Origin of the sequence: Sphingobium sp. SJ10-10, assembly GCF_036038995.2 — a bacterium.
Classification (GTDB): Bacteria; Pseudomonadota; Alphaproteobacteria; order Sphingomonadales; family Sphingomonadaceae; genus Sphingobium.
Map to the genome: position 1 here is coordinate 985,078 of NZ_CP158132.1, position 24,941 is coordinate 1,010,018.

Annotated in this window: 25 protein-coding genes; 10 read left to right on the forward strand and 15 right to left on the reverse strand. The window is 63.5% G+C overall.

Features of this window, described 5'->3' with window-relative positions:
- Window positions 1-24 precede the first annotated feature (24 nt).
- Together VVT58_RS04725 and VVT58_RS04730 are read right to left on the reverse strand one after the other, a co-directional pair.
- A complete protein-coding gene (locus VVT58_RS04725; RefSeq protein ID WP_327754771.1) occupies window positions 25-1,479 on the reverse strand; it encodes an AMP nucleosidase in 1,455 nt (484 codons plus the stop codon).
- A 206-nt stretch (window positions 1,480-1,685) separates the two neighbouring features.
- Window positions 1,686-2,168, reverse strand: a complete 483-nt coding sequence (locus tag VVT58_RS04730) for a peroxiredoxin (protein WP_066557778.1) — start codon at window positions 2,166-2,168, stop codon at window positions 1,686-1,688.
- 146 nt (window positions 2,169-2,314) lie between these two features.
- On the opposite strand from VVT58_RS04730, the gene VVT58_RS04735 reads away from it, so the two are divergent.
- From VVT58_RS04735 to ahcY, 3 genes are all read left to right on the forward strand, one after another.
- Window positions 2,315-2,875 (forward strand): YqgE/AlgH family protein, encoded by a 561-nt coding sequence (locus tag VVT58_RS04735; RefSeq protein WP_327754772.1) that lies wholly within the window; start codon window positions 2,315-2,317, stop codon window positions 2,873-2,875.
- A gap of 164 nt (window positions 2,876-3,039) precedes the next feature.
- Window positions 3,040-3,591, forward strand: coding sequence for a hypothetical protein (locus tag VVT58_RS04740; RefSeq protein ID WP_327754773.1), 552 nt, complete (start codon window positions 3,040-3,042; stop codon window positions 3,589-3,591).
- Between the two features lie 121 nt (window positions 3,592-3,712).
- Window positions 3,713-5,122 (forward strand): adenosylhomocysteinase, encoded by a 1,410-nt coding sequence (gene ahcY / locus VVT58_RS04745; protein WP_327754774.1) that lies wholly within the window; start codon window positions 3,713-3,715, stop codon window positions 5,120-5,122.
- A 260-nt stretch (window positions 5,123-5,382) separates the two neighbouring features.
- Here ahcY and VVT58_RS04750 read toward each other — a convergent pair whose 3' ends face one another.
- Window positions 5,383-7,659, reverse strand: a complete 2,277-nt coding sequence (locus VVT58_RS04750; RefSeq protein WP_327754775.1) for a UvrD-helicase domain-containing protein — start codon at window positions 7,657-7,659, stop codon at window positions 5,383-5,385.
- A gap of 104 nt (window positions 7,660-7,763) precedes the next feature.
- Here VVT58_RS04750 and VVT58_RS04755 point away from each other — a divergent pair, with 104 nt between their 5' ends.
- A complete protein-coding gene (locus tag VVT58_RS04755) occupies window positions 7,764-8,159 on the forward strand; it encodes a GFA family protein (RefSeq protein ID WP_066557769.1) in 396 nt (131 codons plus the stop codon).
- Between the two features lie 153 nt (window positions 8,160-8,312).
- A complete protein-coding gene (locus VVT58_RS04760; RefSeq protein ID WP_405053722.1) occupies window positions 8,313-8,774 on the forward strand; it encodes a Fe-S oxidoreductase in 462 nt (153 codons plus the stop codon).
- On the opposite strand, the gene VVT58_RS04765 is transcribed toward VVT58_RS04760, so the two are convergent.
- Window positions 8,755-9,207, reverse strand: coding sequence for an Rrf2 family transcriptional regulator (locus VVT58_RS04765; RefSeq protein ID WP_327754777.1), 453 nt, complete (start codon window positions 9,205-9,207; stop codon window positions 8,755-8,757). The genes VVT58_RS04760 and VVT58_RS04765 overlap by 20 nt on opposite strands.
- A 112-nt stretch (window positions 9,208-9,319) precedes the next feature.
- Here VVT58_RS04765 and VVT58_RS04770 point away from each other — a divergent pair, with 112 nt between their 5' ends.
- Complete coding sequence (locus VVT58_RS04770) at window positions 9,320-9,769, forward strand: globin domain-containing protein (RefSeq protein WP_066557764.1); 450 nt, start codon at window positions 9,320-9,322, stop codon at window positions 9,767-9,769.
- A 52-nt stretch (window positions 9,770-9,821) separates the two neighbouring features.
- Here the strand turns inward: VVT58_RS04770 and rsmD are convergent, their stop codons facing one another.
- A complete protein-coding gene (gene rsmD / locus VVT58_RS04775; RefSeq protein ID WP_327754778.1) occupies window positions 9,822-10,361 on the reverse strand; it encodes a 16S rRNA (guanine(966)-N(2))-methyltransferase RsmD in 540 nt (179 codons plus the stop codon).
- Window positions 10,358-11,272, reverse strand: a complete 915-nt coding sequence (locus VVT58_RS04780) for a pseudouridine synthase (RefSeq protein ID WP_327754779.1) — start codon at window positions 11,270-11,272, stop codon at window positions 10,358-10,360. Before VVT58_RS04780 ends, rsmD begins: the two co-directional genes overlap by 4 nt.
- A 160-nt stretch (window positions 11,273-11,432) precedes the next feature.
- Here VVT58_RS04780 and VVT58_RS04785 point away from each other — a divergent pair, with 160 nt between their 5' ends.
- Both VVT58_RS04785 and VVT58_RS04790 read left to right on the forward strand, forming a co-directional pair.
- Window positions 11,433-11,891 (forward strand): response regulator, encoded by a 459-nt coding sequence (locus VVT58_RS04785; protein WP_327754780.1) that lies wholly within the window; start codon window positions 11,433-11,435, stop codon window positions 11,889-11,891.
- Window positions 11,892-12,040: 149 nt separating this feature from the next.
- Window positions 12,041-13,357 carry an AmpG family muropeptide MFS transporter gene (locus VVT58_RS04790; RefSeq protein WP_327754781.1) on the forward strand — a complete coding sequence of 439 codons (1,317 nt, stop codon included), beginning with the start codon at window positions 12,041-12,043 and terminating at the stop codon, window positions 13,355-13,357.
- Here the strand turns inward: VVT58_RS04790 and VVT58_RS04795 are convergent.
- The 7 genes from VVT58_RS04795 to VVT58_RS04825 all read right to left on the reverse strand — a co-directional run bounded on the left by VVT58_RS04795 (window position 13,342) and on the right by VVT58_RS04825 (window position 19,912).
- On the reverse strand, window positions 13,342-13,782 hold the full coding sequence (locus VVT58_RS04795) for a DUF6628 family protein (RefSeq protein WP_327754782.1): 441 nt from the start codon (window positions 13,780-13,782) through the stop codon (window positions 13,342-13,344). The genes VVT58_RS04790 and VVT58_RS04795 overlap by 16 nt on opposite strands.
- Window positions 13,783-13,850: 68 nt before the next feature.
- Window positions 13,851-15,173 (reverse strand): folylpolyglutamate synthase/dihydrofolate synthase family protein, encoded by a 1,323-nt coding sequence (locus tag VVT58_RS04800; protein ID WP_327754783.1) that lies wholly within the window; start codon window positions 15,171-15,173, stop codon window positions 13,851-13,853.
- Window positions 15,174-15,194: 21 nt separating this feature from the next.
- Window positions 15,195-16,046 carry an acetyl-CoA carboxylase, carboxyltransferase subunit beta gene (gene accD, locus VVT58_RS04805; RefSeq protein ID WP_327754784.1) on the reverse strand — a complete coding sequence of 284 codons (852 nt, stop codon included), beginning with the start codon at window positions 16,044-16,046 and terminating at the stop codon, window positions 15,195-15,197.
- Complete coding sequence (gene trpA, locus VVT58_RS04810) at window positions 16,043-16,873, reverse strand: tryptophan synthase subunit alpha (RefSeq protein ID WP_327754785.1); 831 nt, start codon at window positions 16,871-16,873, stop codon at window positions 16,043-16,045. The genes accD and trpA overlap by 4 nt, the downstream gene beginning before the upstream one ends.
- A gap of 129 nt (window positions 16,874-17,002) precedes the next feature.
- On the reverse strand, window positions 17,003-18,244 hold the full coding sequence (gene trpB, locus VVT58_RS04815) for a tryptophan synthase subunit beta (protein ID WP_327754786.1): 1,242 nt from the start codon (window positions 18,242-18,244) through the stop codon (window positions 17,003-17,005).
- 114 nt (window positions 18,245-18,358) lie between these two features.
- On the reverse strand, window positions 18,359-19,000 hold the full coding sequence (locus tag VVT58_RS04820) for a phosphoribosylanthranilate isomerase (RefSeq protein ID WP_327754787.1): 642 nt from the start codon (window positions 18,998-19,000) through the stop codon (window positions 18,359-18,361).
- 63 nt (window positions 19,001-19,063) lie between these two features.
- On the reverse strand, window positions 19,064-19,912 hold the full coding sequence (locus tag VVT58_RS04825; protein WP_327754788.1) for a lauroyl acyltransferase: 849 nt from the start codon (window positions 19,910-19,912) through the stop codon (window positions 19,064-19,066).
- A 53-nt stretch (window positions 19,913-19,965) separates the two neighbouring features.
- On the opposite strand from VVT58_RS04825, the gene VVT58_RS04830 reads away from it, so the two are divergent.
- Window positions 19,966-21,084 carry a glycosyltransferase gene (locus tag VVT58_RS04830; protein WP_327754789.1) on the forward strand — a complete coding sequence of 373 codons (1,119 nt, stop codon included), beginning with the start codon at window positions 19,966-19,968 and terminating at the stop codon, window positions 21,082-21,084.
- 93 nt (window positions 21,085-21,177) lie between these two features.
- Complete coding sequence (locus VVT58_RS04835) at window positions 21,178-21,687, forward strand: hypothetical protein (RefSeq protein ID WP_327754790.1); 510 nt, start codon at window positions 21,178-21,180, stop codon at window positions 21,685-21,687.
- A 33-nt stretch (window positions 21,688-21,720) separates the two neighbouring features.
- On the opposite strand, the gene VVT58_RS04840 is transcribed toward VVT58_RS04835, so the two are convergent.
- Window positions 21,721-22,068, reverse strand: coding sequence for a DUF952 domain-containing protein (locus tag VVT58_RS04840; RefSeq protein WP_327754791.1), 348 nt, complete (start codon window positions 22,066-22,068; stop codon window positions 21,721-21,723).
- Entirely contained in the window at window positions 22,065-24,758 is a 2,694-nt protein-coding gene (gene gyrA, locus VVT58_RS04845) for a DNA gyrase subunit A (RefSeq protein WP_327754792.1), read from the reverse strand. Before gyrA ends, VVT58_RS04840 begins: the two co-directional genes overlap by 4 nt.
- Window positions 24,759-24,941: the final 183 nt, after the last annotated feature.

The window sequence follows — 24,941 nt, forward strand, 5'->3', positions numbered from 1 at the left end:
TACGCGGGAATGACGAACATTAAATCACCGGAAAGGCGGCTCGTTGAAGGCGCGCAGCTTGCGGCTGTGCAGCTTCGGTCCCTCCTGGCGCAACAGCTCACAGGTCATGAGGCCCACGCGCAAATGGCCGGCAATCGCTTCCTCGTAAAAGCGGTTGGCCTGTCCCGGCAGCTTCAACTCGCCATGGATCGGCTTGTCCGATACGCAGAGCAAAGTCCCATAAGGCACGCGGAAGCGATAGCCCTGCGCCGCAATGGTGGCCGACTCCATGTCGATGCCGACTGCCCGCGACAGGCTGAAGCGCAAAGCCGAACTGGAATAGCGCAGTTCCCAGTTGCGATCGTCCGTCGTGACGACCGTACCCGTGCGCAGACGCCGCTTGAAATCCTCCTGATCGCCGCCGCCCAGCACGGCTTCCGCCGCCTTGGCCAATGCCACCTGCACTTCCGCGATGGCCGGGACGGGAATTTCCGGCGGCAGCATCTCGTCCAGCACATGGTCGTCGCGCAAATAGGCGTGGGCCAGCACATAGTCTCCGATCCGCTGGCTGGGGCGCAGGCCGCCGCAATGGCCGATCATCAGCCAGGCTTCCGGCCGCACCACCGCCAGATGGTCGCAGATCGTCTTGGCGTTGGACGGGCCGACGCCGATATTGACCAGCGTGATGCCGCTGCGGTCCGGCGCGATCAGGTGATAGGCAGGCATCTGATGCTTGCGCCAGGCGCTGTCCGCGATCATCTGCGCCGGATCCGCGGTTTCCGGGGTGACATAGACCCCGCCCGCCCCGGAAAGCGCGGTGTAGCGCGATCCCTCCCGCTGCAACTCGGCGCAGGCCCAGGCCACGAATTCGTCCACATAGCGGTGATAGTTGGTGAACAATATGTATCGCTGCACATGCTCGGCCGGGGTGCCGGTATAATGTTTGAGGCGCGCGAGCGAAAAATCGGTGCGCAGACCGTCGAACAGGGCAAGCGGCCTTTCGCCCTCCGCATCCGGCGTGAACAGGCCGTCCGCGATCTCGTCCCCGATTTCCGCCAGTTCGGTCGCGGGGAAATAGCGGGCGAGTTCGGTGGGCGGCGTGCCGTCCAGCGCGCTCATGTCCAGCCCGTCCAGAACATAGGGAAAGGGAATCTGCTGGGCGCTGATGCCCGTTTCCACCGTCACGCCATAGTCGCGGACGAGCAGGTCGATCTGTTCCGCCATATAATCACTGAACATGGCCGGACGGGTGATGGTGGTGACATAACGGCCCGGTTTCGACAGTCGCGCAAAGGAGCGGCCCGGCGGCGGCGCGTCGGACTCCCCATGATGGGTGACTCGCAGTTCCGGATAGCAGAAGCGCCCGTCCGTCTTGGCTTCGGGCGGCGGAACGCTGCCGTCGCGGGCGTAGGCGCGCATGGCCTCGCGGAGATTGCCGACGGATTTCCGATAGAGTTCGTCGAGTTCAGCGACGATCGCACTGCCGATGCTTCTTGTCATCGACTCTTGGTACCGCACTTATATGAACGAAGAAAGATGCGCGCCTCGGGTTGGCCTCCATTCCGCTCATACAGGCCTGCAAAGGGCGATTTTCTGCGCTTCAGTGCTCACGGACAATAAGTCCGCTGCGCTCCGATGCTCAAAAATCACCCTTTTCGGCTCTGTCTGAACGGAATGGAGGCCAACCCGCTCATAATTCTAAAAAATCAGATCTGTTCCAGCAGATATTCCGCCGACGACACCTTGAAGTCGCCCGGCGCTTCGACGTTCAGTTCGCTGACTACGCCATCCTTGACGATCATCGAGAAACGCTGGCCGCGCGTGCCCATGCCGAATTTGCTGCCGTCCATGGTGAGGCCCACCGCCTGCGCGAAATCGGCATTGCCGTCGGCCAGCATCGTCACCTTGCCATCGGCGTTGGCGGACTTGCTCCAGGCGCCCATGACGAAGGCGTCGTTGACGGCGGTGCAGGCGATCTCGTCGACGCCCTTGCCCTTCAATTCTTCCGCCTTGTCGACGAAACCGGGCAGATGGCGCGCCGAACAGGTGGGCGTGAAGGCTCCCGGCACGGAGAAAAGCGCGACCGTGCGGCCCGCGAAATATTCGTCCGAAGCGACCTGTTCCGGGCCGTTTTCGGTCATCTTGACGAAAGTGGTGCTGGGGATGCGATCGCCCTTCGAAATGGTCATCTTCGGTCTCCTGGCCTATTTGGGATGCGCGGCACGTTGGCCTTGCCACCCCTTCTGTCAAGAGGGAGGCATGGAATATGGCGCGCCGCCTCTCTCAAGCGACAGCCCGCCATTGGCAAAGACGTCAACGGGCGTATAGTCGTCCGATGACCATCGCGCGTTCCTATGCCGGACAGTTTCTCCTCGCCCTGCCGGGCATGGAGGATATGCGTTTCGATCATTCCGTCATCGCCATGTGCGTGCATGACGAAAATGGCGCGCTGGGTATCGCCGTCAGTGATGAGATTGACGGCGTTACCCTGCATGATCTGCTGGAGAGCTTCGACATCGAGCCGGGCGACGTTGCGGACATGCCGGTGCTGCGCGGCGGGCCGGTCGAGCCGCGTCGCGGCTTCGTGCTGCATTCGCTCGACTGGACCGGCCATGACATGGTCGAAGTGGGGGAGGGCTGGGGTCTGTCCGGTTCGCTGAAAATCCTGAAAGCCATTGCGGAAGGCAGGGGGCCGAGTCGCTATCTGGTCGCGCTGGGCTATGCCGGATGGGGTGCGGGGCAGCTCGACGAGGAAATGAGCGGCGAAAGCTGGTTTCCGACGACGTGCACCGCCGGGCTTTTGTTCGATGTGCCCGCGACGCGAAAATGGTCGGCCGCCTATGCCGCCGCCGGAGTCGATGCCTCCCATCTGGTCAGCGGCGCGGGGTCGGCCTGATCCGGGCTTCGATACGCATTCGTAAGGCATGGCCGCGCGGGAGGCTTGTTTCCCCAACGTAACTGAACCATTTACGGTAAAATATGGCTAACCTTTGCCGTTGAGATTCCGGCAACCGGACGGGCGCACCCTGATCCTCGGGCAATTGGACGGGGGTTCAAACCATGAGGAAATTGATCGCAGCGGCGCTTGCCGCGACGATGCCGCTTGCGCCGGCGACAGCCGCGACCTGCTGGAAGCAGACCGCCGTCGAAGCAGCGCAAATCCGCGATTTCGAGATGATGCTGATGGTATCGGCGCTGCGATGCCGGGGGACGGGGAATGATTTCCTGGCCAGCTACAACCGCTTCATCCGCGAAAAGCGGGAGACGCTGACGCAGGTGAATGATGAGCTGCGCGAGCATTTCCGCTCGGTCGCCGGGCCGGTCGGCGCCTTGGGAGCCTATGATAATTATGTCACGGGCCTTGCCAATATCTATGGCGCGGGCGCTGACGGGCTGGCCTGCCGCGATCTTCAGTCGATCACCGACGCGGCCAACGCCTTGCCGCCCAGCCGGTCGGCCCTGCTGGAACTGGCCGATGCGGCGGCAATCGGCCCGCATCTGTCGGGTGCGCGCTGTGACATCGTGACGGCGATGGCAGGCAAGATACGGAAATCCGACAAATTTGCAGATAATGAGCCGATGAAGGTCGCATCGCGGGAACCCGCGGATTAAGACATAAAGAAAACTTTATATGGAGTTGCCTTGAACGGCGGCGATTGGTAAAGCCCAGCCCATCGCTGCCGTTCGTTCGTTCGAGCGGTCGCCTCAATCTTGAAGATATGGAGACAGGCTCGTGGCCACCGCACCCGCCACCCAGGCGCAGGATTATGTGATCCGCGACATCGGCCTTGCCGCTTTCGGCCGCAAGGAAATCGAGATCGCTGAAACCGAAATGCCGGGCCTGATGGCCCTGCGCGCCGAATTCGGCGCATCGAAGCCGCTCAAGGGCGCGCGCATCACCGGCTCGCTGCACATGACGATCCAGACCGCCGTGCTGATCGAGACGCTGGCCGAGCTGGGCGCCGAGATCCGCTGGGCCTCGTGCAACATCTTTTCGACCCAGGATCACGCCGCCGCCGCCATCGCTGCGAGCGGCATCCCCGTTTTCGCTGTCAAGGGCGAGACGCTGGAAGAATATTGGGACTATGTCATCCGCATCTTCGATTGGGGTGACACGGTCTGCAACATGATCCTGGACGATGGCGGCGACGCCACCATGTTCGCGCTGTGGGGCGCCCGCGTCGAGGCCGGGGAAGAGCTGTTCACACCCGGCAATGAGGAAGAGGAAATCTTCGTCGCGACACTGAAGCGTTTCCTGGCCGAACGTCCGGGCTATCTGACCCAGACCGTCGCCGCGATCAAGGGCGTGTCGGAAGAGACCACCACCGGCGTCCACCGCCTCTATGAGCTGGCGAAGAAGGGCAAGCTCCCCTTCCCGGCGATCAACGTCAACGACAGCGTCACCAAGTCGAAGTTCGACAATCTCTACGGCTGCAAGGAATCGCTGGTCGACGCCATCCGTCGCGCCACCGACGTCATGCTGGCCGGCAAGGTCGCCTGCGTCGCCGGTTTCGGTGACGTCGGCAAGGGTTCGGCCGCGTCGCTGCGCAATGGCGGCGCCCGCGTGCTGGTGACGGAGGTCGATCCGATCTGTGCGCTTCAGGCCGCGATGGAAGGCTATGAAGTCGTGACGATGGAGGAAGCGGCCACGCGCGCCGACATCTTCGTCACCGCGACCGGCAACGAAGCCGTCATCACCGTCGACCACATGCGCGCGATGAAGAATATGGCGATCGTCTGCAACATCGGCCATTTCGACAGCGAGATCGAGATTGCCGGCCTCAACAACATGACATGGACCGAGATCAAGCCGCAGGTGGACGAAGTGCAGTTCCCCGACGGCAAGAAGATCATCGTTCTGGCGAAGGGCCGCCTGGTCAATCTGGGTTGCGCCACCGGCCATCCCAGCTTTGTGATGTCCTCCTCCTTCACCAACCAGGTGCTGGCGCAGATCGAACTGTGGACCAAGGCGGACACCTACAAGAACGAAGTCTATGTGCTGCCCAAGCATCTGGACGAAAAGGTCGCCGCGCTTCACCTCGAAAAGTTGGGCGTGAAGCTGTCCAAGCTGACGCCGAAGCAGGCCGCCTATATCGGCGTGTCCGCAGAAGGGCCGTTCAAGCCGGATCATTACCGCTACTAAGCGGACGAGAAGGGGAGGCTTAGGCCTCCCCTATTTTTGTTTGGTCAATTGTGGACATTAAGCGCATCCGTGTTCCTGCGAAGGCAGGAACACAGTCCCGCCGTTTGTGGATCATCGCACTGCGGGAACTGGGCTCCTGCCTTCGCAGGAGCACGATGCGTTTCTGGGAACCGGCGCAAGTAGACCGTCCGCTCTCCACCCAAAGCAGGCTTCTCGCTCTTCTTTTCAAGAAAGCGTTGAAGAAGGGCCGGGATGGTTGGTCAGGCCGGTTGGACGAAGCTGTCCATGACGCGCTTCCGTCCCGCGGTTTCGAAGTCGATCTCCAGCTTATTGCCTTCGATCTCCGCGACCGTGCCATAGCCGAATTTCTGATGGAAGACGCGCAGGCCTAGGCTCATGTCGTCGCGGCCTTTATTGCCCAGCGAGACGGCGGAGGCGCGGGCTTCCACGATCCGGACGGGTTCCTTGACGAACTGGCCGCTTTGTTGCGCGCGTTGCCAGCCGGGACCTCTGCCGGTGCCGCGCTGGACATTGGCGAAGGGATCGGTGCGTTCCGACCAGTTGGCGCGCCAGAGCGAGGCGCCACCCGACAGGCTGCTCTCCTCCTCCACATGTTCGGGCGGCAGTTCTCCGACAAAGCGCGAAGGGATGGAGCTGGTCCACTGGCCGTAGATGCGGCGGTTGGCGGCGTGGAGGATGAGGCACAGCTTCCGCGCCCGCGTGATCGCGACATAGGCGAGGCGGCGTTCCTCCTCCAACGAATTAAGGCCGCCTTCGTCGAGGGCGCGCTGGGAGGGAAAAATGCCCTCTTCCCAACCGGCGAGGAACACGGTGTCGAACTCCAGCCCCTTGGCCGCGTGGATGGTCATGATCGTGATCTTGCGCTCGTCAGCCTGCGCTTCATTGTCCATGACCAGCGAGACATGCTCAAGGAATGCGCCCAGCGTCTCATATTCCTCCATGGCGCGGGTGAGTTCGTTGAGGTTTTCCAGGCGCCCCGCGCTTTCGGTGGTGCGTTCGGCCTGGAGCATGGCGGTGTAGCCGCTTTCGTCCAATATCTGCCGGGCGAGTTCCGCATGGGGAAGCTGCACCGCGCGGTCGCGCCAGCGAGCGAGATCTCCGATGAAGGCGCCCAGCGACCGGCGGGCCTGCGGGGTCATTTCGTCGGTGTCGAGGATGCGGGCGGCGGCGATGGCCAGCGGAATACCCTCGGCACGGGCGAGTCGATGGAGCTTTTCCACCGCCTTGTCGCCCAATCCGCGCTTGGGGACGTTGACGATCCGCTCGAAGGCGAGATCGTCGGCGGGCTGGTTGACGAGGCGCAGATAGGCGAGCGCATCGCGGATTTCGGCGCGTTCGTAAAAGCGGAAGCCGCCGACGATGCGATAGGGCAGCCCGATCTGGATGAAGCGGTCTTCGAACTCGCGGGTCTGGTGCTGGGCGCGGACGAGGATGGCGACTTCGTCCAGCGATTGCCCGCTGCGCTCGATCGACTCGATTTCGTCACCGACGCGCCGGGCTTCCTCCGGACCGTCCCACACGCCGATGACGCGGACCTTCTCGCCCACGTCGATATCGGTCCAGAGCGTCTTGCCGAGCCGGTTGCCATTTTCCGCGATGACGCCGGAGGCGGCGCCTAGGATGTGCGGGGTCGAGCGGTAATTCTGTTCCAGGCGGACGATCTTCGCGCCCGGAAAATCCTTTTCGAAGCGCAGGATATTGGCCACTTCCGCGCCGCGCCAGCTATAGATGGACTGGTCGTCATCGCCCACGCAGCAGATATTCTTGCGCGTCTGGGCGAGCAGGCGGAGCCAGAGATATTGGCTGCTGTTCGTGTCCTGATATTCGTCCACCATGATGTAGCGGAAGCGCTGCTGATAGCTTTCCAGAACGTCCCGGTGACGCTTCAATATCGTCAGAACATGCAGCAGCAAGTCACCGAAATCACACGCATTTACATCGCGTAGGCGCGCCTGGTAAGCGGCGTAGAGCTTCTGCCCACGGCCATTGGCATAGGCTTCGCTTTCACCCGCGCCGATTTCCTCGGGCGTCAGACCCTTATTCTTCCACTGGTCGATGAGGCCGCCCAACTGGCGGGCGGGCCAGCGCTTTTCGTCGATGCCTTCGGCCTGAATGAGTTGCTTCATCAGGCGAAGCTGGTCGTCGGTATCGAGGATGGTGAAATTGGATTGCAGGCCAACCAGTTCGGCATGGCGGCGCAGCATCTTGGCGGCAATGGCGTGGAACGTGCCGAGCCAGGGCATGCCTTCCACCGCCGGGCCGATCATGCGGCCTACGCGCTCCCGCATCTCTCGCGCCGCCTTGTTGGTGAAGGTGACGGCGAGGATTTCGGAAGGATAGGCGCGTCGGGTGGCGATCAGATGGGCCAGGCGCGCGGTCAGCGCGGCGGTCTTGCCCGTGCCGGCACCCGCGAGGACCAGCACCGGCCCTTCGGTGGTGAGCACGGCTTCCCGCTGGGGTTCGTTGAGGCCCTTGAGATAGGCGGGATCGTCGGGCGAGGGAGCGGGCAGGGTCATGGGCTATCAACTAGGATGCTGGGCGGGAGGCGGCAAGGGTGAGTGGCCTTGCGCTGCCGTTTCTTCTATGAGAACAAAAGGCGAATCATGCAAGGAGAAAGGCCATGGTTTCTGGAGGGTGCCAATGCGGGGCGATCCGCTATGAAGCGCAGGGGGAGCCAGCCTATAGCGCGCTCTGCCATTGTTCCGACTGCCGGAAAAGCGCCGGAGCGCCTATGGTGGGCTGGGCGTTGTTTCCCGAAAATATGGTGACGGTGACGGGTGAGCCGGTGGCCTATCGGTCATCCGACAATGTGACGCGGGAATTTTGCGGGACATGCGGGTCGGGGCTTTTCTATCGCAATGCCGTGGTGTTTCCGGGGATGGTCGATATCCAGACGGGGACGCTGGACGATCAAGCCGCTCTTCCTCCCGCCATTCATGTGCAATTTGCCGAGGCGGCTCCGTGGATGGCGGCCGCGCATGAATTGCCCAGGTTCGAGCGCTATCCCCAAGAGTGACCGCGAAGCCAGAGAGCCCAAAGCGTGAGGGATCATCTGGCGGCGCATGCGCCACGGTTCGTCGCCGTGGCCGGAACGTAGACGGTACATGTCCGCTTCTTTTCCGGACCCCAGCGGCAAAACGGGGTGAAGAACAAGGAAAGGATGATCCCGATGAAATCGATCCTCTTGGCAGGCGCGGCCATGTTGGCCTTCGGCACCGGCGTTGCCGGAATGGCGGTAGCGCAGGACGTGCCAGCCTCGCAGCCGCCCGCTGCCGATACCTCGCCTCCTCCGGAACAGGGTGCGACGTCCGCGACACCCGCCACGCCTGCCGATCCGGGGACCGCTCCCGCCACGCCGGCTACGCCAGCCACACCCCCCGCGGGCGCCGATCCGAATGCGGGGCAGCCCACGGGAGCGGTGCCGCCGGATACGGGGATGCAGCCTGCACCCGCCGGTGTGCCACGCGACCCGTCAGCGCCCGTGGGAACCTCCGCCAATCCCGCTACGGTGGGCGGCAACATGACGCCACCGCCGACCGGCCAGAAGGATTATCCGCTGTGCAGCAAGACCGTGCAGGATAGCTGTATCAACCCGAGCGAAGCGCCCAAATCTATGCGCAGGCGTCGGTGACGGCGACCGGGCCGGGCAATGCGGCGATGAGCGCCGCCAGCCCGGCCCGGTCCCGCGCGGCATCGGCCAGGTTGTGCTGGTCGAGCACGGTGAGAAAGGCGGCGGTGGCCGCCTTCAATATGCCGGACAGGCCGCAGGCCGGGCGGATGGCGCAGGAGCCGCAATCAGCCATGTTCATGTCGGGTTCGGTGTGGCGGATGACTTCGCCCAATCGGATCTTCTCGGCCGGGCGGGCAAGAGCGAAACCGCCGCCGCGGCCGCGCTGCGTATCCAGAAAACCGCCTTGGCCAAGATGATGAACAACCTTCATCAGATGGTTGCGGGACAGGCCATAGGCATCCGCGATTTCGGGAATCGTCGTGCGGCCCGCAGGCGTCACCGCAAGGTGGATGAGGACACGCAGGGCATAGTCGGTGTGGCGGGTCAGTTGCATGGCTGCTGGCGGTAATGAGAGTGAACGTGCTTTTCAAACATTCATTCTATTTACATCTTAAAAGATGCAACGTAAATGCACCTTTATCGATTCTCCAAGCAAAGGTGCATCCATGACCCAGTTGACCGCCGACACCATCGCCATCGTCAAGGCTACCGCCCCCGCTCTGCGGAAGCATGGGGTAGAAATCACGACGGCCATGTATGCGCGGCTGTTTCAGGATGCATCGATCAAGGACATGTTCGACCAGGCCGCGCAGGAAAGCGGCGAGCAGCCCAAGCGGCTGGCGGCGGCGATCCTGGGCTATGCCGAGAATATCGACAAGTTGCAGGCGCTGGACGGCGCGGTTGCGCGGATGGTGCAGCGGCATGTCGAAACCGGCGTGAAGGCGGAGCATTATCCCAAGGTGGCCGAGGCGCTGCTGCCGGCCATTCGGGATGTGCTGGGCGCGGATGTCGCCACGGACGCCGTCCTGAATGCCTGGGGGCAGGCCTATTGGTTCCTTGCGAATATCCTGATCGGCAAGGAATCGCAGGCTTATGAGGATGCCGAAGCAGCTTGATGGGCGTCGGGAGTGGGGAGCCGTTGCGCAGCCCCTCTCCCCCACGGGGAGTTCAGGCTTCCGCCCGTAGCAGGGTCAAACGCGCTTTGCCGATGTCGCGGGTGGCTTCGATAGTGAAGCCCTTGACCTCCACGTTCTCGCGGCGGTCCGTTTCTATGCTGATCCAGGTGGCGGGGCCGGTCCAGCCGAGGCGGCTCAGCTTGTCGAGGGCCACCGATCCCGCGCCGCTATTATAGGGCGGGTCCATGAAGATGAGGTCCAGCGGCTTGGCTGCGGGGCCGAGAGCCAGGACGCTGCTTTGGCGGACGTCGGGGCGGATGCCGAGCTTCTCGCCATTGGCCCGGATCGCGTCGAGGGCGGCGCGGTCCTGTTCCACGAAGATGCAGCTCGCCGCACCGCGCGACAGGGCTTCGAAGCCGAGCGCGCCGGAGCCTGCGAAGAAATCGCCGACGCCAAGCCCCTCGAAGGAGCCGATGCGGCTCAGCAGCATGGAGAAAAGGGTTTCGCGGGTTCGGTCCGCCGTCGGGCGGGTGGCGTCGCCCTTGGGAGCGGCCAGCGGACGGCCGCGCCATTGGCCTGCGATGATCCTCATTTCGGCGCCTTCAGGCTCTTGCGGAAGAGGATGAGATCATGCTGGCGCACTTCCTCGACCGCGCCGGAGGCTAGTTCGCCCAGATGGAAGGGGCCGTAGCTGGTGCGGATCAGGCGGTTTACCTGAAGGCCCAGATGTTCCAGGACGCGGCGGACTTCGCGATTCTTGCCCTCGGTCAGCGTCATTTCGATCCACTGATTGCGGCCGGTGCGGCGCTCCAGATTGGCCTCGATCTGACCGTAGCGGATGCCGTCTATTTCTATGCCTTCGAACAGATCTTCGAGTTGGTTCTGGCTCACCTCGCCAAAGGCGCGGGCGCGGTAGGTACGCGGGACGCCGGTGGAGGGGAGTTCCATCTCGCGCTTGAACTCGCCGTCGGTGGTGAGCAGCAGCAGTCCCTCGGTCGTCATGTCGAGCCGGCCGATCGGCATGAGGCGCGGCAGGTCGGCGGGCAGCTTGTCGTAGATGGTTGGGCGGCCACGCGGGTCGCGTTCGGTCGTCAGGAGGCCCGACGGCTTGTGGAAAAGGAACAGGCGCGTGGGGGCTGGCGCGGCGACGGGGTTGCCGTCTACCGCTATGCCATGAAGCGAGGTGAGCAGGGTGGCGGGGGTAGTGACCGCTTCACCGTTCAGCGTGACGCGGCCTTCCTCGATCATCCGCTCGATCTCGCGGCGCGACGCGATGCCTGCGCGGGCGAGGAGTTTCGCGATACGCTGCGGTTCGTTCTTGCCGCTGGCGACGGCTGCGGCCCGTGCCGGGTGCGGGTTTGCGGGCTTGGCGGGTGCGGTTTTCGCCTTTTTGAATGGCGGGCGGGCCGGGCGTGATCCGGGGCCGGGCTTGGCGCCTGTGGGGCGCTTGGGACCGCCGGGGCCCGACCGGCGTGGCGGTCCAGATTTTTTCGGCGGTTCCACGGAAGAGTTCCTTTTCAAAACGGGGTGGCATTCCCATATCGGCAAAGCCAGGAAATTGACGAATAGTGCTGTCCTTGCGCCTATGCGCCGGGACAATAAGAAACCGCTTCGGGCGTTGCACGTTGGTCGGCTGAATGGCGCAAATGGGGCAGATCGGCAAATGTTTTTCGGGCTGGTAAAAGGGGAAGCCGGAGCGCAAGGGCGGCGCAAGGCCATTCGGAGCGTGCTGGTGGTCGAGGATGAGCCGCTGGTGGCCTTCGACAATGAGCATGTGCTGGAGATGGCCGGTTATCGCGTGGCCGCGACCGTCGATGAATATGCCCATGCCGTCAGCGTGATTCAGGAAGAAAGCGTCGATCTGGTGATCGCGGATGTGATGCTGCATGGTCGGAAGACCGGGATCGATCTGGCGCGCTTCGCTACGGGCCGGGGCGTGGCGGTGCTGTTCGTGACGGGCGCTTGTCCGGTCGATGCGCGCGAAATGGCTTTGGGCTGCCTCGCCAAGCCCTATGCGCCGCGGGACTTGCTGGCGGCGATCGATGTGCTGGATGCGTTGTTGCGGGGGAAGGCATTGCCGCGTTTCCCGGAGGGGCTGCATCTGTTTGAGGATTTCGGGTGAAGTTGGTTTCATCCACTTGGCCTGATTGATGGAGCCAGCCAGGCTTCCTGTCCCTCTCCTTTCAAGCGAGAAGCATTGGGCGGGGTTGTTTCGGCGGTGTTTGGCCATATGGTGGATTTCGACAAGAACCATCGGGGCGCACCGCATTTATGACTGAGATCGCAAAGGGTTCGGCAAGCTGGCTGGATGCGGTGAAGCCCTATGTTCAGAAGGCGCCTTTGGGGGCCTTTTTTCTCGGGATTTCGTCGGGATTTCCCTATGCGATGATCGGCGCGACGCTGACGACGCGACTGGCGCAGGACGGGATCGACAAGAAGGCGGTGACCGCGTTCACGCTCGCTTTCCTCGTCTATAATCTCAAATGGCTGTGGGCCTGGGTGGTCGATGGCGTTCGCTTGCCGGTCATCGGGCGGTTGGGGCAGCGGGTGAGCTGGCTGCTCCTCGCCGGGCTGCTCGTGATGGCGGCGGTGGCCAATCTGGCGCTGGTCGAACCGACGACCGGCCTGTTGCAGACGGCTTATGCGGCGATCCTGGTCGGCGTGGCTGGAGCGACCTTCGACATCGTGATCGACGCCTATCGGATCGAGACCTTGAAGCCCGAGCAACTGGGCGTCGGCTCAGGCATGTCGCAATATGGCTGGCGGATCGGGTCGGTCGCGGCGGGGGCGCTGGCGCTGGTGTTGGCGGCGCGGATCGGGTGGCATGGGGCTTATTTCGCCTGTGCGGTTTTTGCGCTGCCCGCGATGGTGACGGGACTGGTTCTGGGCGAGCCGGAGCGGCATCGGGAGCCGACGACGCGACGGGGTTTCGGGGAGGTTTGGGAGTCGATCGCCGGGCCGTTGGTCGAGTTTTTCCGGCGGCGCGGGGCTTGGTTGGTGCTGCTGTTCATCCTGCTGCACAAGATCGGAGACACGCTCGCCAATCTGACCTTCCGCCTGCTGTTCGACGACATGGGCTACACCAATGACGAGATCGCCATTTATGACGTGGGGATCGGCTTCTGGGCTTATCTGATCGGCATTTTCGTGGGCGGCGTCCTCTATGCGCGGATGGGGATGAAGCGGTCGGTGCTGATCAGCCTGCTGCTGATGGGCGTGTCGAACTTCAGTTTTGCGCTGCTCGCCGCGCTGGGGAAGAGCAATTGGGGCATGGCGGGCGCCATTGGTTTTGAGAATTTCGCCAGCGGCATTGGTGGTGTGACCGTGGTCGCCTATTTCTCGGCGCTGTGCGACCTGCGCTTTACCGCCGCGCAATATGCGTTGATTTCGGCGGCGGCGAGCATTGTCGGGCGGTTCCTGACCGGCACCACGGCGGGCGTGATGATCGAGCGCTTCGGCTATGTCGATTTCTACCTGCTGACCACCGTGATCTCCTTGCCGGGCATCATCCTGTTCTGGCTGATGATGCGAGCGGGCCTGATCGACGCCAGCGTCGGCAGCGCGGCAGAGGTTCAGCCCGCCGAGTAGAGATCGAGCGGGCGGCCAAGGTCATTATGGGCCTGCGCCACGGCTTGGAGGCAGGTGAGCGCGCCCAGCGCATGGTCGTTGCCGAGCAGGCTCGCCACATTGTCATAGGCTGTGCGCGGGCTGTGCAGGGCGCCGCCGACGGCCTGCATCATCAGCGCTTCGTCCGTTGTCATGCGCGAGCAGCAGCAGGGCGCGATCAATATCTTGCGGCTGGAGGTGCGGGCCAGTTCCAGCATCATGGCGCGCATCAGCACCAGCGGACGGCGATAGCTGCGGCCGAAGGCGCCGAGCATGGCGTTGGCGGCATGGGCGTCGTTGACGCCCGCCGTCGCCATGCGGCGCATGACATAAAGGAACAGCCGGTTGCCATAGCCGCCGGGGAGCGGACGGGGCTGATCTAGGGAGGAGGGCTCTCCAATGGCCATGCGTTCGTACCTTCTGCCTTGTCGTTGGAAGGCCAAGGTACGCTATTGCGAGTCAATCGCAAGACAATTCAATCGGGATATTGCCCATTCAGCCGCAAAATCTCTCCCGCCAGATAGAGCGAGCCCGCTATCAGCAGCTTGGGCGCGGGATTGCCCCCTGCGGCGATGGCGGCGATGGCCTCTGCGGGCGCTTCATGCGCGGTGCAGGGGATGCCCCAAAGATCGGCAATGGCGGCGAATCGCTCCGGCGGGTGATGATCGTGTCCGGGGACAGGCAGAGTGTGGATATGGGCGATGCGACCGGCGAAGGGGATCAGATAGGCGTCCAGATCCTTGTTCGACAGCATGCCGATGATGAGTTGCAACTTCTGGCCTTCGAGCCGCTCGGCAGTGAAGAAGGCGCTGATCGCTTCCCCCGCCCCGGCATTATGGCCCCCGTCGAGCCACGCCTCGGTGCTTTCCGGCAATGGCGCCAGCAGGGGGCCGTGATCGAGCCTTTGCAAACGGCCGGGCCAATGCGCCCAGAGCGGCGCGGCCTTCAGGGCGGCTTCGCTGACGGGTACGACGCTCTGGTGGCGCAGCATGGCGAAAGCGAGCGCGGCATTATGGATCTGATGCGCGCCGGGGAGACGCGGCAGAGGGGTGTCGAGGCGGCCCAGATCGTCACGATAATGGAGACGGTCGCGATAGGCGGCGGCGTCCCAGCTCTCCCCCATGGCGAACCATTGGGTGCGGTTGCGGGCAGCGGCGTCGAGCATCACCGGGAAGAGCGCGTCGGCATAGCGCTGCGTCACCAGCGGCGCGCCGGGTTTGGCGATGCCCGCCTTTTCGGCGGCGATTTCCTTGAGCGTGCTGCCGAGGAAGCTTTGGTGATCGATGCCCAATTGGGCGATGCCGCAGATCACCGGCCTTTCGATGACATTGGTGGCGTCGAGCCGGCCGCCCAGGCCCACTTCGAGAATGCAGGCGTCGGCTGGATGTTCGGAGAAGGCGAGGAAGGCGGCCGCGGCGGTTACTTCGAAGAAGCTGGCGCCGATGCCCTCCGCCACATCGAGGACGCGAGAGAGATAATGGGCGAGCGCTTCGTCGGAGATCAGCGTGCCGCTGATGCGGATGCGCTCGTTGAAGCGGACGAGGTGCGGCGAGGTGAAGACGTGGACGGTCTTGCCGTCCGCCTCCAGCGCGGCGCGCAGGAAGGCGCAGGTCGAGCCTTTGCCGTTGGTGCCCGCGACATGAAAGACGGGCGGCAGAGCGCGGTGCGGATTGCCGAGGCGGTCGAGCAAGCGCGTGATGCGCTCCAGGCCCAATATATCGGCGCCGGGCGACAGGGTCGCGAGGCGATCAAGCTGGGCCTGGACGCCTGGATCGTCGGAGACGGCGTGGTCGGCCATCGGCGCTGTTCCCGATCGGCTTCAGGCGGCCGCGCGCGGCGCAAGATAGCCGATCACGCGGGCGAGCGTGTCGCGCAGTTCGCTGCGGTGGACGACCATGTCGAGCATGCCGTGCTCCAGCAGATATTCGGCGCGCTGGAAGCCGTCGGGCAGCTTTTCGCGGATCGTGCTTTCAATGACGCGCTGGCCTGCGAAACCGATGAGCGCATTGGGCTCCGCGATCTGAATGTCGCCCAGCATGGCGTAGCTTGCGGTGACGCCGCCCGTGGTGGGATCGGTCAGCACCACGATATAGGGCAGGCCCGCCGCGTGCAGCTTCTGGATCGCCACGGTGGAGCGGGGCATCTGCATGAGGGAGAGGATGCCCTCCTGCATGCGCGCGCCGCCCGCTGCGGTGAAGATCACATAGGGGCATTTATGGGCGATGGCTTCGTTCACGCCCTGGATGAAGGCCGCGCCGACGCCCATGCCCATGGAACCGCCCATATAGGCGAAATTCTGCACGCCCATGACCAGCGGCACATCATCGATCGCGCCGCGCGCGTTGATGAGCGCGTCCTGATCGCCGGTGGCGGCGCGGGCGGCCTTGATGCGCTCAGGATAACGCTTGGAATCGCGGAATTTGAGCGGGTCTTCCTGCACATGCGGCGTCGGCAGCAGGATGAAACCGGCGTCGAGGATATGCTCGAACCGTTCCGACGGGCCGATACGGCCATGATGGTCGCAGCGCGGACAGACGGAGAGATTGTCTTCCCATTCCTTGATGAAGATCATCTCGGCGCAGGACGGGCATTTGTGCCACAGCGTTTCGGCCGTGCTTTCCTTCTTCGCCATGAAGGGAATGGCTTTGCGGACGCGGTTGATCCAGCTCATGCGGCGGTCTCCCGGAAATGAGGGCTGTTGGCGTTGAGCGCGCCGCGCAGAGCCGCGACGAAATCCTTGACGAAGGGCGCAGCGGCATCGCCATGCGAGCCGATGATGTCGACGATGGCGGACCCCACCACCACGCCGTCAGCGACGCGGCCGATGGCGGCGGCCTGTTCTGCTGAGCGCACGCCGAAGCCGACCGCGATGGGCAGGTCGGTGGCGGCCTTGAGCTTGGCGACGGCCTGTTCGACGGCGGCTTGCGCGGCCTGCTGCTTGCCGGTGATGCCCGCGACGGCGACATGGTAGAGGAAGCCGCTGGCGCCGTTCAGCACGGCGGGCAGGCGGGCTGCGTCGGTCGTGGGGGTGGCGAGGCGGATGAGGTGAATGCCCGCCGACCGCAGGGCAGGGCCGATTTCGGCATCTTCCTCCGGTGGGATGTCGACGCAGATGACGCCGTCAACGCCAGCGGCCTTGCACTGGTCGGCGAACCATTGCGAGCCGCGCACCAGCATCGGATTGGCATAGCCCATCAGGACCAGCGGCGTTTCCGGGTGCTTGGCGCGGAAGGCGGTGGCGAGGGCGAAGATATCCTTCGTCTTGGTGCCGGAGCCTAGGCTGCGCAGATTGGCCAGTTCGATCGCCGGGCCGTCTGCCATCGGATCGGTGAAGGGCATGCCGAGTTCGATGATGTCGGCGCCGCCCTCGACCAGTGCGTCCAGGATGGCGGGCGTGTCGGCCACGGTCGGGTCGCCCGCCGTCACGAAGGTGACGAGGGCGGCGCGGCCTGCGCTCTTGCAAGTGGCGAAGCGAGTAGCGAGGCGGTCAGCAGTCATTGTGAATTCCAAATACCGACACGTAACGTGCTCCTGCGAAGGCAGGAGCCCAGTCCCCGGCTCGCATGAACATGTGACGGTCGAACTGGGCTCCTGCCTCCGCAGGAGCACGGAGTGAGATGAGAGAGGTCATATCTCCACTCCCAACGCGCTGGCGACGGTGAAGATGTCCTTGTCACCACGGCCGGAGAGATTGACGATGATGATCTGGTCCGCGTCGAGCGTGGGCGCGACCTTTTCCGCCGACGCGACCGCATGGGCGGATTCGAGCGCGGGGATGATGCCTTCGAGCGCGGAGAGCTTCTGGAAGCTGGCCAGCGCCTCATCATCGGTGATCGGCATATATTGGACACGACCGATTTCGTGCAGCCAGCTATGCTCAGGACCGATGCCGGGATAGTCGAGACCTGCCGAAATGCTGTGCGCTTCGGTGATCTGGCCGTCCTCGTCCTGGAGCAGATAGGTGCGGTTGCCGTGCAATATGCCCGACTTGCCGCCCGCGAGGGAGGCGGCATGCTTGCCTTGCAGACCTTCGCCCGCCGCTTCGACGCCGATCATTTTCACATCCGCATCGTCAAGGAACGGATGGAACAGGCCGATGGCGTTGGAGCCACCACCGACCGGGGCGATCAGCATGTCGGGCAAGCGACCTTCGAGTTCCAATATCTGCTCGCGCGCCTCCCGGCCGATCACGGATTGGAAATCGCGGACCAGTTCGGGATAGGGGTGTGGTCCTGCCGCCGTGCCGATGATGTAGAAGGTGTCGTGGACGTTCGACACCCAGTGGCGCAGGGCATCGTTCATAGCATCCTTGAGCGTCTGGGAGCCGGAAACGACGGGAATGACCTCAGCGCCAAGCAGCTTCATGCGGAAGACGTTGGGTTTCTGCCGCTCGACATCCTTGGCGCCCATGAATATCTTGCATTCCATGCCGAACAGGGCGGCGACGGTCGCGGTGGCGACGCCGTGCTGGCCCGCGCCGGTTTCGGCAATGACCTTCTTCTTGCCCATGCGGCGGGCGAGCAGCGCCTGGCCGATGCAATTGTTGATCTTGTGCGCGCCGGTGTGGTTCAGTTCCTCGCGCTTGAGGTAGATTTTCGCGCCCTTGCCGGGTGCGGCATCCGCGCGCAGCGCTTCTGTCAGGCGTCCTGCATAATAAAGCGGATTGGGGCGGCCGACATAGGAGCGCAGCAATTCGCTGAACTCGGCGTCGAAGGCCGGATCCTGCTTCGCTTCCCTATAGACCTTTTCCAGCTCCAATATGAGCGGCATCAGCGTCTCAGCGACATAGCGGCCACCGAAGGCGCCGAAATGGCCGGAGGCGTCGGGCTGCGAACGGAGGCTGTTGGGCAGGGTGATGGTGTCGGTCATCGCTTGTATCTCGTCAGGCAATATTGGGTCACTTCGCGAACAAGGGAAGCGATCAACGCCATCGGGCTGCGATGCGCCCTGCGTGGCCAATTCCGTTTATGAATAGCGTCTGCCTCATGAGGACGCCGCATTGCAGAAGGCCATGATCTTGTCCACACTCTTGATGCCCGGCGCGCTTTCCACGCCGGAGGAAACATCGACCAGCGGGGCGTCCGTGATGCGGATGGCTTCGGCCACATTGTCGATGCCAAGGCCGCCCGACAAGCCCCAGGGAACGGAAAGGGACACGCCGCGCAGCAGCCTCCAGTCGAAACGCAGGCCCATGCCGCCGGGCAGCGCCGCGCCATCCGGGGTTTTGGCGTCGAACAGGAGGAAGTCGGCGGCGCCGCTATAGGCCATGGCGGCGTCTATATCGGCGCGGGTTTTGACGGAAATGGCTTTCCAGACGGGGAGGTTGAAGCGCTGGCGGATGGCGGCGGCGCGTTCAGGGCTTTCCTTGCCATGGAGTTGCAGGGCGGTCAGGGCGCCGGTGGCGGCGAGATCCATCAGGATTTCGTCGGTGGGGTCGACGAGGATGGCGATGCGATCGATCTGGGAAGGAACCAGTGCGGCGAGTGCCCGCATCTGATCCACTTCGACATAGCGGGGGCTTTTGGGGAAGAAGTTGAAGCCGAGATGGGTCGCTCCTCCCCTTATGGAGGCGCCCACCGTTTCAGGCGTCGAAAGGCCGCAGATCTTGATGGCGAGTCGGGACATGGGCGGGCTTTAGCGGGTGTGGCGCGTAAGAACCATATGCAGCTTGCTCCTGCATGGGCGGCTTTATGGTTCCGTCAAATCCATATCGTGGAGGGCGAGCCATTGGTCGGCATGGGCGATGCAGGCCTGGCCGAGGAAAGCGTCGACCTGATCCATGATCTGATCGTCGGTGAGGGTGGCCGGATCGAGCGGTGGATGCCAGTGGACGCGGAAATTCGGGCCTTGGGTGCGGATCATGTAGAAGGGCAGGAATTTCGCGCCGACTTTGCGCGCGAGGCGCAGGGCCACGGACAGGTTGCCCGATGGCGGCAGGTCGCGGCCGAAGCGGGGAAACCAGACCTGGCGGTCGCGGCGTTCGTCCAGCAATATGTAAAGGGTGGCGCGATCCTTGGTCGTGAGGTGTTTCAGGATAGCGCGGGCGGCGCCTTCTCCGGTGATCGCTTCGCCCATATAGCTGGAGCGGGCGCGCTTGAGTTGCGCGGCCTGTTCGGGATTTTCCGGCGGGTCGTAGACGCCGAGGCCGGGACGGTCGGTCGATGCCTTGATATGGGCGGCGAGCAAATCCCAATTGCCCAGATGGACCGCCAGCGCGATCAGCGGGCCGGGGCCGTCGAGGACCGATTGATAGCCTTCGGCGTCCTCCACCGCGATGTGGTTGTTCTCGATCAGTCGGTCGATGTTGGTGAGTTCGGCCATGGTGCGGCCAAGGTTGAACCAGCGGCGGGTGAGCAGGACTTCGCTTGCGGTTTTGTCGAGGCCGGGGCGGAGTATGGCCAAATTGGTGCGGGCGCGCTGGTCGCGCAATTTCATCGACTTGCGGGCGACATGGGCCGACAGCCAGCCGCCCAGCCAGGAGGCGAGGGACGCAGGGAGGAGGCGGAGGACGGTGAAGAGAAAGGGGTTGGAGAGCATCGCGCCTGCCGTCATACAGCAGCGGTCGGGGCGGTAAAGGGTTTGGATTTGCGATGAGTTTCGCTTTTGCGCTGTGGCTGCTGTTGCAGGGGCTGAGCCTGGCCGGGGTGCTCAATTATTGGCGGCATTTGCCGGTGGATCGGCAGGAGGAAGCGCCGGAGGGCGTCGTCGTGCTGCTGTCGGTTCGGGATGATTGGGACGGCGGGGCGGAACTGATTGCGCGGTTGAAGGCGCAGGCGGCGCGCTTCCGCCTGGTGATCGCGACTTCGGGCAATTGCCCGGCGGCGGAGGCTTTGGCGGCGCGAGAAGGGGATTGGGTGCAGATCGTTCGCGCGGGTGTCGCTGTGGATGAGGGGCAGAAGGTTCATAAATTGCGGGCGGCTTTGCGGGCCTTGCGTGAGGGGGACCGCTATCTGGTTTTCGTGGACGCGGACATTTTGCCGCCGGCGCGGTTGGTGGGGCGGTTGCTCTTTCCCTTGGTGCGGGGGAAGGCGGATATCGTGACCGGCTATCGGCTGTTGTTGCCGGAGGTGGGCGCCGTGGCCGCGCTGGTGGGGGCGGTGGAGATGCAGTTGGCGACCCTGCCGCGTACCGCGAGCGCGACCATGCCCTGGGGTGGCGCCATGGCACTGACGCGGGAGACGGCGGAGCGGCTGGATCTGGATGCGGCTCTGGCGGGGCGCTTGTCCGATGATATGGCGATCGGGTTGGCGGGCTGGCGCGCGAAGCTGCGGTTGCGGCCGGTGCGGGACTTGCTGGTGGCGAGTCCGCTGGAGGGGCGTGGGGCGCTTGGCTTCGGGGTGCGGCAGTATCGGCATATCGTGACCAACAGTCTGGGGATGTGGCTGATTGCTTGCGCTGTGGTGGGAGGGCAGGCTTTGGGCTGGGTCTGGGCGCTGGGTTGGGGTGGCGGGAGCGCTGTGGCTGTGGGCTATGCGGCGGCTGTGGGGCGGGCGCTGGTGCGGCGACGGATCATCATGGGCGTGGTGGAACCGAGGCAGGCGCGGGCGGCGCGGCGGTCGCTTTGGTGGGATGCGCTGGCGCCCTTTGCGGTGTGCTGGGCGCATTGGGGGATGCAGTTGGCGGCGGTTTGTTCGAGCCGGATCAGGTGGGGTGGGTTTGATTATTGGGTGAAGGGCGGGAAGGTCGTTCGGATGGAGAGGGTGAGGTAAATATTTTCGATTTTAGTGAGTTACCATGCTGCCCAAAATGAACGAGCCAAGCAGTCTGATCGAAAAGGGCGGGATTTGATGAGGATATCAAGAATGCTGGCGCAGGCCGCGCTGGCGGTAATGTCTGCCGGATTGGTCAGCCAATCGGTGGCGGCGCAACAGCCAAGTGATCGCATTGAGTATGTATCGGGCGGTCTAATGAGTCCGCACGTAGAATTGCATCTTGATCTCATGTCCGGAAATTATCAGCTTACAGAACCGAAAGATGGCGTATTTGCCCCAACTATAAGCCGCGAAGGTCGCTTGCCTCCAAATCGGCTTATACCGTTACGAGAATTGGCCAGTCGCACGGTAACGGTAGGCTTCAAAACTGCGGAGTGCAGTCGCGTAGAAGCAATAGAAAAGCGCCGAACAGAACGACGCCGGAAGCGCGGCGCACTGCTTATGCCAATGCCCAAAATGGACGCTCAGCTTTCATTTTGGGTCAGTGTTGATCACCGATATGCATATGCTCCGTTTGAGTCCGACTGTTGGACACCTATCGGCAAACAACTCTATGATGAGATGTTCAAGATATTGCGTGAGGACGCCGCTTTTAAATGAGCGTCAAGCCTGACAAAACCGCTGCCTAAGAGGTCAGAACCCCGCCGGAAACAGGTGTTTGCCCCGCTCGTCCAACCGCAGCACCACCTTGCCTGCGACTGCGCTCAGCGGGAGGTCGCCGTAGAGGTGCGGGAAAAGAGCGCCGCCGCGTGACTCTTCCCACTTGAGGGCGTCACCGAAGGGAGCGAGATCGACCATCACCATCACCAGATGGTCCTGACCCGCGAAATGCCTGGCGGCGGTTTCGGCGGCCTGTTCGCGGGTGGACATGTGGATATAGCCATCCGCAAGATCGACGGGCGCGCCCTTGAACACGCCGTCGGTCTTTAGCTGGTCATACTGATCTTTGGTCAGAATCTTGTAGGCGAAGAGGTCGGTCACGCCTCGCCCGTCTCCGAATCGGTTTCCACCGCCTCTTCGGCTTCGTCGCTTTCCTCGATCTTCGCGGCGCTGACGACATGTTCGTCGTCGGATACGTTGAAGAGGCGCACGCCCGCCGAGCTGCGGCCGATGACGCGCAGGCTTTCAAGGCCCATGCGGATCAGCTTGGCCTGATCGGTGACGAGCATCAGATGGTCGCCATGCCGCGCCGGGAAGCTCGCCACGACCGGACCGTTGCGGCCGATATTGTCGATGTTCGTGATCCCCTGACCGCCGCGTCCGGTACGGCGATAGTCATAAGCCGAGGACAGCTTGCCATAGCCATTGGCGCAGACGGTGAGGATGAACTGCTCCTTCGCCTGCAATTCGGCAAAGCGCTCAGCGCTCATCTGCGGCGAGCCTTCCTTCTCCGCCTTCCATGGGGCGAAGCGGAGATAATCGTCGCGCTCCTCCTGATTGGCGCCGGAGCGGGTGAGGATGGAAAGCGAGATTACCTCATCGTCCTTCTTGAGCGTCATGCCGCGCACGCCGGTCGAGGTGCGGCTCTGGAATTCGCGCACGTCGGTCGCCTGGAAGCGGATTGCCTTGCCCTGGCGGGTGGCGAGCAGGACGTCATCCTCTTCGCTGAGGAGAGCCACGCCGATCAGCCGGTCGGTGCTTTCATCGTCGAAGCGCATGGCGATCTTGCCGTTCGACGGAATGTTGGCGAAGGCGTCCATGCTGTTGCGGCGGACCGTGCCGTTCGCGGTGGCGAACATGACGTGCAGATCCTTCCAGCTTTCCTCATCCTCGGGCAGCGGCAGAACGGTCTGTATCGTCTCGCCAGGGCCGAGCGGCAGCAGGTTCACCATCGGGCGGCCACGCGTCGCCGGGCCGCCTTCGGGCAGGCGCCAGACCTTCAGGCGATAGACCTTGCCAGCGGTGGAGAAAAACAGGACCGGCGTGTGCGTGGAGGTCACGAACAGTTCGGTGATCGCATCCTCATCCTTGGTCGTCATGCCGGAGCGACCCTTGCCGCCGCGTGCCTGGGCGCGGAAGCTCTCCAAGGGCGTGCGCTTGATATAGCCCTGCACGGTGACGGTGACGACCATCTCCTCGCGCTCGATCAGGTCTTCATCGTCGATGCCATCGGCGGCGGCGGTGATTTCCGAAAGGCGCGGGGTGGCGAAGTCGCGCTCGATCGCCTCGAACTCCTCGCGCATGACCGCATAGAGTTTCACCCGGTCACCGAGGATGGCGAGATATTCCGCGATGGCGGCAGCGAGTTCGGCCAGTTCATTGCCGATCTCGTCGCGGCCCAGCGCGGTCAGGCGATGCAGGCGCAGGTCGAGAATGGCGCGGACCTGCGTATCCGACAGGCGGTAGGTGTCGCCGCTGACTTCGGCCTCGATGGCTTCGACCAGCTTCAGATAAGGCGCGATCTCCGCCACCGGCCAGTCGCGGGCGAGCAGGGTTTCGCGGGCTTCGGCCGGGCTGGCCGAACCGCGGATGATGCGGACGACTTCATCGAGATTGGTGACCGCGATGACGAGGCCCAGCAAGATATGAGCGCGGTCGCGGGCCTTGTTGAGTTCATACTTCGTCCGGCGGGTGATGACCTCTTCGCGGAAGCGGACGAACGCCTCGATGATGTCGCGGATATTGAGCAGTTCCGGGCGGCCGCCGCGAATGGCGAGCATATTGGCCGGGAAGCTCGATTGGGCGGGGGTGTTGCGCCAGAGCTGGTTGAGCACGACTTCGGGCGTGGCGTCCCGCTTCAGGTCCATGACGATGCGGACGCCTTCGCGGTTCGATTCGTCGCGGATGTCGCTGATGCCCTCGATCCGCTTGTCCTTGGCGGCTTCGGCGATCTTTTCAACGAGGCCGTTCTTGCCGACCTGATAGGGGATGGCGGTCAGCACGATCGACTGGCGGTCGCCGCGCCCTTCCTCGATCTTGTAGCGCGAGCGCATCATGATCGAGCCGCGCCCGGTATGATAGGCGCTGCGGGCGCCCGACTGGCCAAGGATCAGCGGGGCGGTGGGGAAATCGGGGCCGGGGACGATCTGGATGAGTTCGTCGATGGTGATGCCCGTATTGTCGATATAGGCGAGGCAAGCGCGGATCACTTCGCCCAGATTATGCGGCGGGATGTTGGTCGCCATGCCGACCGCGATGCCACCCGCGCCGTTGACCAGCAGGTTCGGGAAGCGCGCCGGCAGAACCTGCGGTTCGCTTTCCGAAGCGTCATAATTGGGCTGGAAGTCGACCGTGTCCTTGTCGAGATCTTCGAGCAGGGCGGTCGTCACCTTGGCCAGGCGGGCTTCGGTGTAACGCATGGCAGCCGGCGGATCGGGGTCCATCGAACCGAAATTGCCCTGGCCGTCGATCAGCGGCACGCGCATTGCCCAATCCTGCGTCATGCGCGCCAGGGCGTCATAAATCGAACTGTCGCCGTGGGGGTGATATTTACCGATCACGTCACCGACGATGCGCGCCGACTTGCGATAGGGCTTGTTATGGTGAAAGCCGGACTCGTTGGCCGAAAAGAGAATGCGGCGGTGCACCGGCTTCAAACCGTCGCGCACGTCCGGCAGGGCGCGGGCGACGATGACCGACATGGCATAGTCGAGATAGCTCGCCTTCATCTCCTCCACGATGGAGATGGGGCTGATGTCCGAAGGGTCGGCGAGGGCAGTCTCGTCGGTCAATGCGATTCTCTTTTTGGATGGATGGCTTGCGTTGCCGCACCACTAGCGGAGCGAAACAATAATGTCACGCCTCGCGCACACGCGCGCGAGGAACAAGCTGTATGAAACCATGAGCCGCATGAACGGCGCGCCAGAATGTTTCCTGGGGGCTGACAGGCGGTTAACTGGTGCATATAGGTCGTT

Bases quoted from the DNA above. Each gene is read 5' to 3' on its own strand.
- VVT58_RS04725 (WP_327754771.1), bottom strand. From the start codon at position 1,479: ATGACAAGAAGCATCGGCAGTGCGATCGTCGCTGAACTCGACGAACTC.
- trpB (WP_327754786.1), bottom strand. From the start codon at position 18,244: ATGACCGACACCATCACCCTGCCCAACAGCCTCCGTTCGCAGCCCGAC.
- VVT58_RS04785 (WP_327754780.1), top strand. From the start codon at position 11,433: ATGTTTTTCGGGCTGGTAAAAGGGGAAGCCGGAGCGCAAGGGCGGCGC.
- VVT58_RS04825 (WP_327754788.1), bottom strand. From the start codon at position 19,912: ATGCTCTCCAACCCCTTTCTCTTCACCGTCCTCCGCCTCCTCCCTGCG.
- rsmD (WP_327754778.1), bottom strand. From the start codon at position 10,361: ATGAGGATCATCGCAGGCCAATGGCGCGGCCGTCCGCTGGCCGCTCCC.
- VVT58_RS04820 (WP_327754787.1), bottom strand. From the start codon at position 19,000: ATGTCCCGACTCGCCATCAAGATCTGCGGCCTTTCGACGCCTGAAACG.
- VVT58_RS04770 (WP_066557764.1), top strand. From the start codon at position 9,320: ATGACCCAGTTGACCGCCGACACCATCGCCATCGTCAAGGCTACCGCC.
- VVT58_RS04765 (WP_327754777.1), bottom strand. From the start codon at position 9,207: ATGCAACTGACCCGCCACACCGACTATGCCCTGCGTGTCCTCATCCAC.
- VVT58_RS04830 (WP_327754789.1), top strand. From the start codon at position 19,966: ATGAGTTTCGCTTTTGCGCTGTGGCTGCTGTTGCAGGGGCTGAGCCTG.
- VVT58_RS04730 (WP_066557778.1), bottom strand. From the start codon at position 2,168: ATGACCATTTCGAAGGGCGATCGCATCCCCAGCACCACTTTCGTCAAG.
- VVT58_RS04760 (WP_405053722.1), top strand. From the start codon at position 8,313: ATGAAATCGATCCTCTTGGCAGGCGCGGCCATGTTGGCCTTCGGCACC.
- VVT58_RS04800 (WP_327754783.1), bottom strand. From the start codon at position 15,173: ATGGCCGACCACGCCGTCTCCGACGATCCAGGCGTCCAGGCCCAGCTT.
- VVT58_RS04740 (WP_327754773.1), top strand. From the start codon at position 3,040: ATGAGGAAATTGATCGCAGCGGCGCTTGCCGCGACGATGCCGCTTGCG.
- VVT58_RS04735 (WP_327754772.1), top strand. From the start codon at position 2,315: ATGACCATCGCGCGTTCCTATGCCGGACAGTTTCTCCTCGCCCTGCCG.
- VVT58_RS04790 (WP_327754781.1), top strand. From the start codon at position 12,041: ATGACTGAGATCGCAAAGGGTTCGGCAAGCTGGCTGGATGCGGTGAAG.
- accD (WP_327754784.1), bottom strand. From the start codon at position 16,046: ATGAGCTGGATCAACCGCGTCCGCAAAGCCATTCCCTTCATGGCGAAG.
- trpA (WP_327754785.1), bottom strand. From the start codon at position 16,873: ATGACTGCTGACCGCCTCGCTACTCGCTTCGCCACTTGCAAGAGCGCA.
- VVT58_RS04755 (WP_066557769.1), top strand. From the start codon at position 7,764: ATGGTTTCTGGAGGGTGCCAATGCGGGGCGATCCGCTATGAAGCGCAG.
- VVT58_RS04750 (WP_327754775.1), bottom strand. From the start codon at position 7,659: ATGACCCTGCCCGCTCCCTCGCCCGACGATCCCGCCTATCTCAAGGGC.
- VVT58_RS04835 (WP_327754790.1), top strand. From the start codon at position 21,178: ATGCTGGCGCAGGCCGCGCTGGCGGTAATGTCTGCCGGATTGGTCAGC.
- VVT58_RS04795 (WP_327754782.1), bottom strand. From the start codon at position 13,782: ATGGCCATTGGAGAGCCCTCCTCCCTAGATCAGCCCCGTCCGCTCCCC.